Annotated in this window: 13 protein-coding genes; 3 read left to right on the top strand and 10 right to left on the bottom strand. The window is 68.1% G+C overall.

All coding sequences use genetic code 11. From position 1 onward, the window contains the following. Positions 1–316 precede the first annotated feature (316 nt). From ACWZJV_RS16780 to ACWZJV_RS16770, 3 genes are all read left to right on the top strand, one after another. Positions 317–490 carry a hypothetical protein gene (locus ACWZJV_RS16780; RefSeq protein ID WP_008356373.1) on the top strand — a complete coding sequence of 58 codons (174 nt, stop codon included), beginning with the start codon at positions 317–319 and terminating at the stop codon, positions 488–490. A gap of 161 nt (positions 491–651) precedes the next feature. Next, positions 652–1,917, top strand: coding sequence for an MFS transporter (locus ACWZJV_RS16775; protein WP_457177267.1), 1,266 nt, complete (start codon positions 652–654; stop codon positions 1,915–1,917). Positions 1,918–2,114: 197 nt separating this feature from the next. After that, the gene (locus tag ACWZJV_RS16770) at positions 2,115–3,125 is read left to right on the top strand and encodes a type IV toxin-antitoxin system AbiEi family antitoxin domain-containing protein (protein ID WP_457177265.1); all 1,011 of its coding nucleotides are present in this window, start codon (positions 2,115–2,117) and stop codon (positions 3,123–3,125) included. 102 nt (positions 3,126–3,227) lie between these two features. Here ACWZJV_RS16770 and ACWZJV_RS16765 read toward each other — a convergent pair whose 3' ends face one another. From ACWZJV_RS16765 to ACWZJV_RS16720, 10 genes are all read right to left on the bottom strand, one after another. Then, positions 3,228–4,103 (bottom strand): 1,4-dihydroxy-2-naphthoate polyprenyltransferase, encoded by an 876-nt coding sequence (locus tag ACWZJV_RS16765; RefSeq protein WP_457177263.1) that lies wholly within the window; start codon positions 4,101–4,103, stop codon positions 3,228–3,230. 127 nt (positions 4,104–4,230) lie between these two features. Next, on the bottom strand, positions 4,231–5,517 hold the full coding sequence (gene mmsB / locus ACWZJV_RS16760; RefSeq protein WP_457177261.1) for a multiple monosaccharide ABC transporter permease: 1,287 nt from the start codon (positions 5,515–5,517) through the stop codon (positions 4,231–4,233). Between the two features lie 6 nt (positions 5,518–5,523). Next, positions 5,524–7,056: a multiple monosaccharide ABC transporter ATP-binding protein gene (mmsA, locus tag ACWZJV_RS16755; RefSeq protein WP_008356366.1), complete on the bottom strand. Its 1,533-nt coding sequence runs from the start codon at positions 7,054–7,056 to the stop codon at positions 5,524–5,526. A gap of 76 nt (positions 7,057–7,132) precedes the next feature. Next, a complete protein-coding gene (gene chvE / locus ACWZJV_RS16750) occupies positions 7,133–8,200 on the bottom strand; it encodes a multiple monosaccharide ABC transporter substrate-binding protein (RefSeq protein ID WP_457177258.1) in 1,068 nt (355 codons plus the stop codon). Positions 8,201–8,482: 282 nt separating this feature from the next. After that, positions 8,483–9,103 carry a maltokinase N-terminal cap-like domain-containing protein gene (locus ACWZJV_RS16745; RefSeq protein ID WP_457177256.1) on the bottom strand — a complete coding sequence of 207 codons (621 nt, stop codon included), beginning with the start codon at positions 9,101–9,103 and terminating at the stop codon, positions 8,483–8,485. Positions 9,104–9,120: 17 nt separating this feature from the next. Continuing rightward, positions 9,121–9,453, bottom strand: a complete 333-nt coding sequence (locus tag ACWZJV_RS16740; RefSeq protein ID WP_457177254.1) for a DUF4229 domain-containing protein — start codon at positions 9,451–9,453, stop codon at positions 9,121–9,123. Then, complete coding sequence (ccsB, locus tag ACWZJV_RS16735; RefSeq protein WP_457177252.1) at positions 9,450–10,451, bottom strand: c-type cytochrome biogenesis protein CcsB; 1,002 nt, start codon at positions 10,449–10,451, stop codon at positions 9,450–9,452. The genes ACWZJV_RS16740 and ccsB overlap by 4 nt, the downstream gene beginning before the upstream one ends. Further along, on the bottom strand, positions 10,444–12,045 hold the full coding sequence (gene resB, locus ACWZJV_RS16730) for a cytochrome c biogenesis protein ResB (RefSeq protein ID WP_457177250.1): 1,602 nt from the start codon (positions 12,043–12,045) through the stop codon (positions 10,444–10,446). The genes ccsB and resB overlap by 8 nt, the downstream gene beginning before the upstream one ends. Further along, on the bottom strand, positions 12,042–12,800 hold the full coding sequence (locus tag ACWZJV_RS16725; RefSeq protein ID WP_457177249.1) for a cytochrome c biogenesis CcdA family protein: 759 nt from the start codon (positions 12,798–12,800) through the stop codon (positions 12,042–12,044). Before ACWZJV_RS16725 ends, resB begins: the two co-directional genes overlap by 4 nt. Then, a complete protein-coding gene (locus ACWZJV_RS16720; protein ID WP_457181958.1) occupies positions 12,797–13,357 on the bottom strand; it encodes a TlpA family protein disulfide reductase in 561 nt (186 codons plus the stop codon). Before ACWZJV_RS16720 ends, ACWZJV_RS16725 begins: the two co-directional genes overlap by 4 nt. Between the last annotated feature and the right edge of the window lie 36 nt (positions 13,358–13,393).

The following is a 13,393-nucleotide window of genomic DNA, read 5'->3' as shown; positions in this document are numbered from 1 at the left end:
GACAAACGCCACCGCCATGTGAGACGAGCGTAGTCGCCAGACCGCCTCGGCGCACCTCGTTCCACCTGACGACACGTCTTGTACCGCGCGCGTAGGGGGCGGTGGCGCACCCGGTTCACCCGGCGGTCATGCCACCCACCGGACCGTTGGGCGCGACACTGTCCCGCTCAGTGGTCTCCTTCGGCGAATTCTTGCGAGGGGAGGCTAACTTCGGGGAACCTATATTCCGGTGCATCCTCGCGAATTTCGCGCGCTTGCGTCCGGATTCGCGAATTTACATTACATTCAATCGGATTTCTCGGGAGGACGAGCTCACATGGACAAGAAGAAGATCTTCATCGTCATCGGCGTTCTGTTCGTCGGGTTCTGGCTGTTCACCGATCCGCAGGGACTGACCAGCACGATCTCGGCCATCGCCGGTGGCATCTGGGGCGTCACCACCGACGTCTTCGGCGGCGTGATCGGCACGATCGAGGGCTCCACCCGCTGACCCCGGCCGCCACCTACGCCGACACACGGGTGCCGGCGCGATGGGCTCCTTTTTTCTCGCTGCCCGGTTTGGGGACCGAGCAGCACAGATAACTGTTTGACGTCGAACGAGGCGATGACAAGACTGCGCTTGTCTCGATGTCAAGATAGTTCGGAGTCGACGTGTCCCCTCACTTCATCCGGTTGAGGGACAAGGTCCTCTCCGACGACCCGCTCATCCGGGCGATGTCGTACCAGTCGGTGCTGTCGGCCTTCGCCGAAGGCACCTTTCTCACCGGTTCGGCGGTCTTCTTCACCCAGATCGTCGGCCTCTCCGCCGCACAGGTCGGCCTCGGTCTCACGATCGCGGGCGTCGCCACCTTTATGTTCGCCGTCCCCCTGGGCCGACTCGCGGATCGTCTCGGCACCCGGTTCAGCTGGATCGCCGGTGCCGTTCTCCAGGCGCTGCTGTTCGGCGCCTGGGTACTGGTCGGCAACTTCGCCGCGTACGTCGCCGTGGAGGTGCTCCTCGCGCTCGCCTCCTCCTGGCAGAAGTCGGGCCGTGACGCCTACCGGATCTCGGTCTTCCCCGCAGCGACCCGGGTGCGCGGGTTCGCCTACATGCGCGCCGCCCGCAACGTCGGCTACACGCTCGGCGCCCTGGCCAGCGGCCTCGCCCTCGCGGCCGACTCCAACACCCTGATCAAGGCCGTTCCCCTGATGACCGCCGTGGTGCTGCTGGTCAACGCCTACTGGATCTCGCGGCTCCCCCGCCTCGCCACCGCTGCCTCGCCCGGCGACCTGAAGAAGGACGTACGCGACCGCCTCGGCGCCCTGCGCAACCGCGCCTTCCTCGCCACCACCTTCTTCGACGGCGTGCTCGGGACTCACCAGGTCCTGCTCAACGTCGTCATCCCGCTGTGGCTGGTCCAGGAGACCGACGCCCCGCGAGTGCTGCTGGCGTGGCTGTTCGGCACCAACACCGTCATGGCCGTCGGTCTGCAGGTGATCGCCGCCCGCGGCGTGACCGACGTGACGACCTCGCTGCGTGCGCAGCGGCGGGGCGCGCTCTGCTTCCTGGCCTCCTGCGCCATCATCGCGGTCACCCACGACACCGTCGGGCTTCTCACGATCGCACTCGTCTGGATCGGCCACGTGACCGTCACCGGCGCCGAGCTCTTCCAGTCCGCCGGCGAGTGGGGCCTGGTCGCCGACCTCTCCGACCCGGAGCACCGCGGCGACTACCAGGGCGCGGCCCAGGTCGGCTACACCCTCGGCACCGTCTGGGCCCCTGCGGCGTACACCTTCCTGGCCATGGAGCTCGGTCACCTCGGCTGGGCCGTCATCGCCGGGATCATCGTCGCCGCCGCGATCGGCGTCCACCCCTCCGCCCGCGCTGCTGAGCGCTATCTGGCACGGCGGCGGAGGTCGGTGGCTGAGCTGGTGTAGGCGGTCGTGTAACACGTCGTTCGTAGTACTACTCGCCCTAAATGAACGACCGGATAGTGCTACGAACAGCGTGTTACACCTCGCCCAGTCCGCCGCGCCGGGCCACTCACCATCCACAGCGCCACCCCGCGGCGGCGTTATCCACAGCGCGGCGGCGGGCGCCTGCGGTTGTCCGTGGGAGGCAGCAGGGTGGTGACATGAACCCGCGCATCCAGGCGATCATGGCGGCCAACCACGGCCTCGTCACCCACAACCAAGCGCTCGCGGCCGGCCTCGACCTCAACGCGATCCACCGGCACCTCAAGGAGGGCATGTGGACCGTCGTACGCCGGGGGGTCTACGCCGAAAGCACCTACGTCGAGAGCGTCAGGCTGCCCTCCGACAGGCAACGGCTCCTCGACCGGGCGGCGTGCGCCGCGATCACCGTCCCGTTCATCCGAAGTCACGACACTGCTGCACTGGAGCTCGACATGGGCATCCTCCTGCCCAGAAAGCCGCAGACCCACGTGACCCGCCAGCCCGTCGTCGGCACTCACAACAAGTGGGGCGTGAAGCACCACCTCGCGCCTTACCTCGACGCTCAAGTCGTTCAGGTGAACGGGTTCGAGGTCCTCGGCCTCGCCCGGACCGCGATCGACATCGCCCGCGAGCACGGCCGCCCGTACGGGGTCGTCGCCGTCGACTCTGCTCGAAGGATGGGGGTGTCCGTCGACGAGCTCTGGGAGGTCCTCGACCACATGAAAAATTGGCCCAACCGCCGACTGGCGATCGAGGCCATCGACCTCTCTGACCCGGGCGCCGAGGCGGTCGGGGAGTCACTCACCCGCGACGTACTCGAAGAGCTCGGGCTGACGGGGATTGAGACGCAGTTCGAGATCACGGACGGCGTACGCACCGCCAGGTTCGACCTCCGGGCGGGCCGTCACCTCTTCGAGTTCGACGGCCGGAGCAAGTATGTCCCTGTCGCCGACGGAGGTCTGGCGCTCAGGTCGGTCGATGACATCCTGGCCGAGGAGAAGGCCCGACAGGACTGGGCTCACGGTTTCCATCTCGGCATGTCGCGCGTCGGGTGGGCCGACCTCTTCGGCCGCAACCGCGACGTCCTCAAGGGCCGCCTGACCCGCGAGTATCTGACCACCTGCCGAGCCTTCGGCACCGACATCTCAGACCTGGAGCGATTCCGCGTACGTCGCCCGAAGGTGGCATGAGCCTGGGCTGCGGGAGATGTAACACGTCGTTCGTAGCACTACTCGCCCTATCAGAACGACCGGATAGTGCTGCGAACAGCGTGTTACACCGTTCGCAGGCGCTCAGACGAACAGCAGAGGTACGCCGACCAGCAGCCCCCACACGAGCGTGGCCAGCCCCGTCTGCTGGAGGACGGGGATGAGCCGCGGGCCGAGGTTGGCGCGGTCGAGGACGGTGCGGACGCCCTGAGCGGCGACCACGACGAACCCGAGGCCCAGCAGCGCCCACCAGGAGGTCGTCAGGGCCACGAGCACGACCGAGACGGCGGCGACGGCCACGAGGGCTACGTAGAGCCAGCGGGTGCGCGCGTCGCCGAGGCGTACGGCGAGGGTGATCTTGCCCGACTCGGTGTCACCGGGGATGTCGCGGAGATTGTTGGCGACGAGGAGGGCCGAGGTGATCGCGCCGATGCCGACGCCTGCCCACAGCGCGCCCCACTCCCAGGTCTGGGTCTGGACGAAGGTGGTGCCGACGACCGCGACGAGGCCGAAGAAGACGAAGACCATGACCTCGCCGAGGCCGGCGTAACCGTAGGGGTGCGAGCCGCCGGTGTAGTACCAGGCGGCGATCATGCAGACCAGGCCCACGACGACCAGCCACCACGCGGAGGTCACCGCCAGCACCAGCCCCGCCACCGCGGCGACGCCGAAGGCGATGAACGCGGCCCGCTTGACCGAGGCCGGCGCCGCGAGGCCCGAGCCGGTGAGCCGCAACGGCCCCACGCGCTCGTCGTCGGTCCCGCGGATCCCGTCGGAGTAGTCGTTGGCGTAGTTGACCGCGACCTGCAGCGCCAGCGCCACGACGAGCGCGAGCAGCGCCTTCCACCAGACCAACCCACCGGCGTACGCAGCCACTCCGGTGCCGGCGATGACCGGCGCGAGCGCCGCGGGGAGGGTGCGAGGACGGGCTCCCTGGAGCCACTGAGCGGTGTTTGCCACCCCGCTATTCAACACCGACGGCTCGTTGCGGGTGCCGCGGGGATGTAACGCACACCAACCCCGAAAACCCGACGACCCCTGCCCGGGGGGAGGACAGGGGTCGTGGGGTGGGGGAGGGAGGGATGGATCAGGTCTTCGGAGGGTCGTTGGAGTCGACGCTCAGCTCGGCCTCCATGGCCTCGATCTCCTCGGCCAGCTTGTCGGGCGGCGGAGCGCTGGGCTCGGCGGACTCGGCACCCGCGCCACCGGAGCCGGCGGTGCGGCGCTTGTTCCACACGTCGAAGGCGACGGCGAGCAGGAGCACGAGGCCCTTGATGGCCTGCTGCCAGTCGATGGAGACACCGAGCAGCGACATGCCGTTGTTGAGGACACCCATGACGAGACCACCGATGATCGCGCCGACGACGGTGCCGACACCGCCGGTGACGGCCGCGCCACCGATGAAGGCGGCGGCGATCGCGTCGAGCTCGAAGTTCACACCGGCCTTGGGGTTGGCCGCGGTCAGACGGGCGGTGGTGACCAGGCCCGCGAGACCGGAGAGCAGACCCATGTTCATCATGACCAGGAAGTCGACACGCTTGGTGTTGACGCCGGACATCGTCGCCGCGTCGACATTGCCGCCGATCGCGTAGACGTGGCGGCCGAAGACGGTCCGGTTCATGATGAACGTGTAGACCACGATCAGGCCGCCCAGGATCAGGCCGACGATCGGCAGGCCGCGCGCGTCGGCGAGCAGGTAGGCGAAGTACATGATCACGATCGTCAGCAGCGCCAGCTTCACCACGAAGAGCGGGAAGGGCAGGACGTCGAAGTTGTAGGCGGCCTGAGCCGACCGGCGCCGCACCTCGAGCACGATGAGCACCGCGACGGCGGCGACGGCGATGATCAGCGTCAGGTTGTGGAACCCGGTGTCCGGCCCGATCTCGGGCAGGAAGCCGTTGCCGATGGCCTTGAACTGCTCGGGCAGACCACCGACGGTCGCGCCCTTGAGCACGACCAGGGTCAGACCGCGGAAGAGCAGCATCGAGGCCAGCGTGACGATGAACGCCGGGATCCCGACGTACGCCACCCAGAAGCCGTGCCAGGCGCCGATCGCGGTGCCGATCAGCAGGCCGAGGAAGACGGCCAGCCACCACGGGAAGTCGTACTGGGTCATCATGATCGCCGAGGCGGCGCCCACGAAGGCGGCCACGGAGCCGACCGAGAGGTCGATGTGGCGCGCCACGATCACGATCACCATGCCGATGGCCAGGATCAGGATCTGAGCGTTCTGGACGACCAGGTTCGAGACGTTGAGCGGCTTGAGCAGCACGCCCTCGGTCGAGATCTGGAAGAGGATGACGATCGCCGCCAGAGCGATGATCATCCCGTACTGGCGGAGGTTCCCGCGCAGCGTGTTGAGCAGGGCATTCATCGGGTGTTACTTCCTCGCGTCCGCGGTCATGTAGCGCATCAGGGACTCCTGGGTGGCCTCTGAGCGGTCGAACTCATGGGTGATCACGCCCTCGGCGAGCGTGTAGATGCGATCACACAGACCGAGCAGCTCGGGCAGCTCGGAGGAGATCACCAGTACGCCGCGACCGCTGCGGGCGAGCTCCTGGATGATCCCGTAGATCTCGTACTTGGCACCGACGTCGATGCCACGGGTCGGCTCGTCGAGGATCAGCAGCTTCGGGTCGGTGTACATCCACTTGGACAGCACCACCTTCTGCTGGTTGCCGCCGGAGAGCTTGCCGACCCCGGCGGTGATCGACGGCGCCTTGATGTTGAGGTTCTTGCGGTAGCCCTCGGCGACCACGACCTCCTTGTGCTCGTCGACGACCAGCCCACGCCGCAGCTTGTTCAGCGCCGCCGCGGTGACCGAGGTCTTGATGTCGTCGATGAGGTTGAGCCCGAGGCCCTTGCGGTCCTCCGAGACGTACGCGATGCCGGCCTCGATCGCCTGGGTGACCGTGTTGAGCTGCAGCTCCTTGCCCTCCAGCACCAGCGAGCCGGACGTGCGGGAGCCGTAGGAGCGGCCGAAGATCGACCGCGCCAGCTCCGTACGTCCCGCACCCATCATCCCGGCGATGCCGACGATCTCGCCGGCTCGCACGGACAGGTTGGCCTGGCGGATGACCTCGCGGTGGCTGTCCTGCGGGTGCATGACGGTCCAGTCGCGCACCTCGAAGAGCACGTCCCCGATGGAGGGGGTGTGGTCGGGGAAGCGGTTCTCCAGGTCACGGCCGACCATCCCGCGGATGATCCGGTCCTCGTCCACGCCGCCGGCGGCGACCGAGAGGGTCTCGATGCTCTGACCGTCGCGGATGATGGTGATCTCGTCGGCGATCTGCTCGATCTCGTTCAGCTTGTGGCTGATCATGATCGAGGTGATCCCCTTCTCCTTCAGCCCCTCCAGGAGCGCGAGGAGATGCTGGGAGTCGTCGTCGTTGAGGGCGGCGGTCGGCTCGTCGAGGATGAGCAGCTTGACCTCCTTCGAGAGCGCCTTGGCGATCTCGACGAGCTGCTGCTTGCCGATCCCGAGGTTCTTCACCGGCGTCAGCGGGTTCTCCCGCAGGCCGACCCGCGCGAGCAGGTCGATCGCCTCGCGGTTGGCGCGGCCCCAGTCGATGATGCCGCGCTTGGCGGTCTCGTTGCCGAGGAAGATGTTCTCCGCGATCGAGAGCTCGGGGATGAGGGCGAGCTCCTGGTGGATGATCACGATGCCGGCGGCTTCGCTCTGCCGGATGTTGGCGAACGTGGCGGTCTCGCCCTCGAAGACGATGTCGCCGCTGTAGGTGCCGTGGGGGTAGACCCCGCTGAGCACCTTCATCAGGGTGCTCTTGCCGGCGCCGTTCTCACCGCAGATCGCGTGGATGTCGCCACGGTTGACGACGAGGTTGACGTCGGAGAGCGCCTTGACGCCGGGGAACTCCTTGGTGATGCCGCGCATCTCCAGGATCGGTGAGCTCATGTGGTTCCTGCTATCTGGCAAGGGGCCGGCGTGGGCCCGGTCCGGAGGGACCCGGGCCCACGCCGCGTACGGGGTGCTACTTGATCTCGTCGGCGGTGTAGTACTCGGAGTCGACGAGCACCTTGGTGACGTCTTCCTTGGTGACCACGACCGGGTCGAGGAGGTAGGACGGGACGACCTTCTTGCCGTTGTCGTAGGTCTCGGTGTCGTTGACCTCGGGCTCCTCGCCCGCACCGACGGCGACGATCATGTCGACGGTCACCTTCGCGAGCTCGCGGGTGTCCTTGAAGATCGTGGAGTACTGCTCACCGGCGTTGATCGACTTCACCGACTGCACCTCGGCGTCCTGACCGGTCACGACCGGGAGGTCGGCGGTGGTGTAGCCGTTGCCCTTGAGCGCGGCGATGATGCCGAGCGAGAGGCCGTCGTAGGGCGAGAGCACGCCCTGGACCTTCTTGGAGGCGTACGTCTTGGTGAGGATGTCCTCCATGCGCTTCTGCGCGGTGGCGGGGTCCCAGCGCAGGATCGCGGCCTGCTTGAAGTCGGTCTGACCGGAGGGGATGACGATCTCGCCGGACTTGATCAGCGGCTCGAGCACCGACATGGCGCCGTCCCAGAAGAAGGTGGCGTTGTTGTCGTCGGGCGAACCACCGAAGAGCTCGACGTTGTAGGGGCCCTCGCCCTTGGCCTTCAGGCCCTCGACGAGCGAGGTGGCCTGCTGCACGCCGACCTGGAAGTTGTCGAAGGTCGAGTAGTAGTCGACGGCCTCGGTGTCGCGGATGAGGCGGTCGTAGCTGATGATCGGGATGTCCTGCGACTCCGCGGTCTCGAGCACGTCGCCGAGCGCGGTGCCGTCGATGGCCGCGACCACGAGGACGTCGACGCCCTTGGTGACCATGTTCTCGACCTGGGAGACCTGGGTCGGGATGTCGTCCTCGGCGTACTGGAGGTCGACCTTGTAGCCCTCGGCCTCGAGCTGCTTCTTGATGTTGTTGCCGTCTGCGATCCAGCGCTCCGAGGACTTGGTCGGCATGGCCACGCCGACGGTGCCCTTGTCGCCGCCCTCGCCGCCGTCGCCGCCACCGCATGCCGCCAGGCCGAGCGCAAGCGCCGCCGCGGTGATCGTGGTGAGTACCTTGCGCACTAACCTGCTCCATTTCATCTACGGCCACGCCGGTAGGCCGACGCGCCGCTGTCGGGGGTGCCGGAGACCGGCGCACAGGCCGGTTCCCGGGTGAGCCACATCACAGATGTGAACGCTCACATCGAGACAATGTGCCTCCTCACCTCCGAATGCGTCAAGTGCAGGACGAGGATGTTTCCGACTCGTGACTTAGTGGTGCCCCCGTTGATCACCTGAATCTCACAGCAGGCTCACAGACAGGACGGCAGGCCTGTCGCAACAGCGACGAGCCGGCCTCTGCGATCAGCGGTGACGTACGCCCACCAGCGCCGCGTCACCGTCCGGCCAGGTGACCTGGATCGAGTCCGTGCCGTCGGCGTCGGAGCCGTCGACGACGCGCTTGACGACGACCACGAAGCTGCCCACCTCGACGCGCGACTCGGCGCCGTGGGAGCGGATGGTGACACCGTCGAAGTGCGGCACCGCGTGGCGCGACCACGAGCCGGTGCCGGCCGCGGTGACGACCGTCTCGCGGCGCTCGACCAGACGGCCCTGGTCGTAGACGTCCATCGGCTCCTGGGTCGCGCCGGTGAGCGCGGCCGCCAGCAGCGCCCGGACCGCGACCGGGTCGGCGCAGGCGTCGTAGACGTAGCGGGTCCCCAGCGCCGAGTGCTCGGTGGTCGCCATCAGGAAGTCCTCGGCGCCGTCGAGCGGCGCCTCCCGGTAGGAGACCGGGAGGTGGACGACGGAATCGCCGACCTCGAGGAGCACACACTCGATCCCGACTCTTCCGGCCGGATCGTCGAACCGGTAGGAACCGATCGTCCCGGTCAGGTCACCCTCGCACCACGACTGGGTGGCGAGCCAGGCGCCGAAGATCTCCTTCTTCGACGGGGTGAGCGTGGCCTTGTGAACGATCGACATGACCGTTATCTACCAGGTCAGGAGACCTTGTGGCTATCGCCTTCGCCGTTCGAGGGGGTGTCGGCCTCGGAGTCGATCTCGGAGCCGGTCTCGGAGTCGATCTCGGCGTCCTCCTTGGCGCGCGCGGCCTCGACCGCCTTCGCGGCCCGGGCCTCGACCTTCTCGGCGAACGCCCGCCGCTGCGGGTCGAGCACGAAGAAGGAGAGCACGCCGCTGATCACGAACGCCACGATCACCGAGAGGAAGATGTCGACCTCGCCGGCGACGAGCGACCAGATGCCCGCCACGATGCCGAAGGTGGCGACCAGCGACAGCAGCCGCAGGCCGGTGTAGATCCAGAACTCTTTCATCGTGAGGCTCCCTCAGTGAGCTCGACAACAGCCGGGGCCGCGGGCGCTGCGTACGAATGCTGCGAGGTGGACGAGAAGTAGTTGATGCCGATGAAGTTGAACCACAGCGTGGCCAGGCCGATCAGCGCGACGATCGCGGCCTTCTTGCCCTTCCAGCCGGCGGTCGCGCGCGCGTGCAGGTAACCCGCGTAGACGACCCAGGTGATGAACGCCCAGACCTCCTTGGGGTCCCAGTTCCAGTAGGAGCCCCAAGCCTCGTGGGCCCAGATCGGCCCGGAGATCAGCACGCCGAAGGTCCACACCGGGAACGCGAAGGCGTGGATCCGGTAGGAGACCCGGTCGAGCGCGTCCAGCTCGGGCACCCGCGCCAGCAGGGCGGCGTCGGGGAAGCGCGACTTGAGCAGGTACGCCACCGCCGCGATGCCGCCCAGGGTGAACCCGCCGGTGGCGATGATGGCGGCGATGACGTGGATGACGAGCCAGTAGGAGTTGAGCGCCTCGGTCAGCGGCGCGACCGGCTCGTAGAGCCCGACGACGGCCAGCATCAGTACCACGACGGTGAAGCCGAGCAGCCACGGCGCCATCCAGGCCAGCTTCAGGCGCCGGTGCAGGACGACGTACGCAGCGGCCACCACGAACGAGCCCGAGATCGTGAACTCGTACATGTTGCCCCACGGCACCCGGTTGGGGTCGGCGGCCATCCCGCGGGCGACCAGCGCCGCGAAGTGGCACGCCACCGCGATCGCGGTCAGGAGCAGGCTGAGGCGGCCGAAGAGGGCGGCCCGCTGCTCGCGTACGGCATCGGCGGCGTTCGGCTCGGCAGCGGTCCCGTCCGCCGGAGCACCGGCCCCGACGAGCTCCTTCGCCGCGACCGCGGACCGGGCCCGCGACTGCCAGGCGGACCACTCGACCAGCGCGCAGAGCAGCGCCAGGAAGTAGACGACCCCGGCGGCCGTGATGGCCTGGTTGCTGAGAACGCCCCAGGTGTGGTCAGACATCCTTCTCCTCCTGTGTTCGCACGCCTCGGAGGGCCTCCACGAGGCCGGTGACGACGGCGGCGGTGTCCCCGCCGCCGGAGCGGTCGAGCGCGGCGATCTCGACCAGTGTGCCCCCATCGACGCGGCGGGCGCGAACCCACACCCGTCGCGAGCGGATGAAGAGCGACCCGAGCAGACCCACCAGGGCGAGGGAGACCCCGAGCAGCGCCCACTCCTTGCCGGGCGACTTCGAGATCTGCACCCGGTTCCACTGCTGGACGTCGTCGAACGAGACCGAACCGAGCCCGTCGGGCAGCTCGACGGTCTCGCCCAGGCGCAGGTTGAACGCCTTCCCCGACTCGTCGGGCGACATCATGTTGGCCTTGGACGTGTCGAGCGCGTAGACCGACTGCGGCCCGGCGTCGAGGTTCAGGTCGCCCCGGAAACCCTGCAGCGAGAGCATCGCGTGCGAGCCGTCGCCGATGTCGCCCATCAGGTTGACCGGCTCACCGTCGACCGTGCCTTCGAACGGGTAGAACAGCCCCTGGAAGCCGAGCTCCTCGGGCGAGGCGTACGGCGCCTTCACGACCCCGAAGGAGAGCAGGTTCTGGCTCTGCGGGAGGAAGATCGTCGGGCCGGAGTAGGCCACGTTGCCCTCGCCGTCGCGCACCGTGATCACCGGCGCGTAGCCGTGGGCGAGCAGGAAGACGTCGGTGCCGCCGATGGTCAGCGGGTGGTTGACCTTCAGGTCGTAGGTCTTCTCCTCGCTCGTACCCGCCGTGTAGCGGATCTTCGAGTTGAACCCGCGTGCGGTCCCGGCGCCCGCGCCGGTGGTCAGCCACTCCGCCTTGAAGTCGTCGATCTTGAAGCTGAAGTCGTCGAGATCCTCGGGGGCGAAGAGGGAGCCGGGCTTGAAGTCGTCATACTGCGAGAGCTCGTTGGCGAAGCCGTACTCCTCCCCCACCAGCACGATCACGCCGCCCTTGTAGCCGAACAGGCTCCCGGTCGCGAACGCGACCAGCACGATGATCAGCGACATGTGGAAGATCAGGTTGCCGGCCTCGCGGAGATAGCCCTTCTCCGCCGAGACGGAGTCGCCGTCTGCCCCGGAAGACGACTCGTCCTTGCGGAGGCGGTAGCCGCGGAGCTGCTTGCGCGCGGCGGCGAGGACCTCCTCCGGCTCCTGATCGGTGACGTACGAGGCGGAGTCGGGCAGCCGGGTCAGCTTGGCCGGCGTCGCCGGCGGCTGAGCGCGCATGGCCTTCGCGTAGACCAGGCAGCGCGGGATGATGCAGCCGACGAGCGAGACCATCAGCAGCAGGTAGATGGCCGCGAACCACGGCGTCGAGTAGACGTTGAAGAGCCCGAGCTTCTCGTAGATCGGCGTCAGCGTCGTGTGCGCCTCGCGCCACTGGTCGGCCTTCAGCGAGTCGACGCCGTCCTGCGGGATCAGCGACCCCGGGACGGCCGCGAGCGCGAGCAGCAGGAGCAGGATCAGCGCCGTACGCATCGAGGTCAGCTGGCGCCAGCCCCAGCGTGCCAGCTCACGGGCGTTCAGCTCACCCGGGCGGCGTACGTCTTCGTTCTTCTGGTCGGGAACAGAGGTGGTGCTCACAGCGCGATGCCCTCCCAACGCTGGACGAGCTGGACCTGGAGCCACTGGACGCCGTTGTCCCACCAGCCGGTGAGCATGGCGACGCCGATCAGGATCATCAGCACGCCGCCGATGATCGTGATCGCGCGGGTGTGCCGGCGGAACCAGCTCAGCGCGACGGTGGCCTTGCGCCACATCACCGCGACGAGCACGAACGGGATGCCGAGGCCGAGCGCGTAGACCGCGAGCAGCAGGCCGCCGCGCGCGGCGGTGCCCTGATCCCAGGCGAGCCCGGCGATGACGCCGAGCGTCGGACCGGTGCACGGGGTCCAGGCGAGCCCGAAGAGGAAGCCGAGCAGCGGTGCGGCCGCCAGGCCGACAGCGGGTACCTTGTGGAACTTCAGGTCGCGCTGCAGCAGCGGGATGAAGCCCATGAACGCGACGCCCATGATGATCGAGAGGACGCCGAGGACCTTGGTGCCGGTCTGCTGGAACTCGAGCAGCTTGTAGGCGATCCCGCCGACGGTGATCCCCATCAGGACGAAGACCACCGAGAACCCGGCGACGAAGAGCAGTGACCCGGCGAGCATGCGGCCGCGGCGTACGTCACCGGAGGCGAGGTCGGCGCCGGACAGGCCGGTGGCGTAGGAGAGGTAGCCCGGGAGCATGGGCAGCGTGCAGGGCGAGATGAACGAGAGGAACCCGGCCAGCAGCGCGATCGGGACCGCCAGCAGCAGCGACCCGCTCCCGGCGGTGCTCGCGAACCAGTCCGTCACGATTCAGCTCCTGCCGAGGAGATGAGCTCGTCGAGCGTACGTGCCGACGGGATCTCGCCGCGGATGAGCGCGGCCACGCGCCCCTCGGTGTCGAGGATCGCGGTGGCCGGGATGGCGCGGGGCGCCAGCGACCCCTTCAGGGCGAGGACGGCGGCACCGTCGGGCGAGTAGACCGACGGGTACTCGACGCCGTAGTGCCGCTCGAAGGCCAGCCCCTGGGCGGCCGAGGCGTCGCGGGTGTTGAGCCCCACGAAGGCGACCTCGTCACCGAGCTCCTCGTAGGCCGCCTGGAGCATCGGCATCTCCTTGCGGCACGGCGCGCAGCCGGTCCACCACACGTTGAGCACCGTGACCTTGCCACGCGTGTCGGCGAGGTCGAACGGCTTGCCCTCGAGGGTCTCGCCGGTCAGCTCGACCGGCTCGCCGCGGTCGGCGACCGGGATCTCCTGGGTGCGGCCGTCACCGGAGATGTAGCCCGCCTCGTTCGTGCCGTTCTGCCCGCAGGCAGCCAGCAGCCCCACCATCACCACAGTGAGGACGAGGCCACCCAACTTCATACGCACGCGCAGGACTCTTCCTGACAAACCTGAGAG

The organism is Nocardioides sp. WG-D5 (assembly GCF_054031175.1).
Note: the sequence above shows the minus strand (reverse complement) of the source record. Positions and strands in the feature narration are given on the sequence as shown.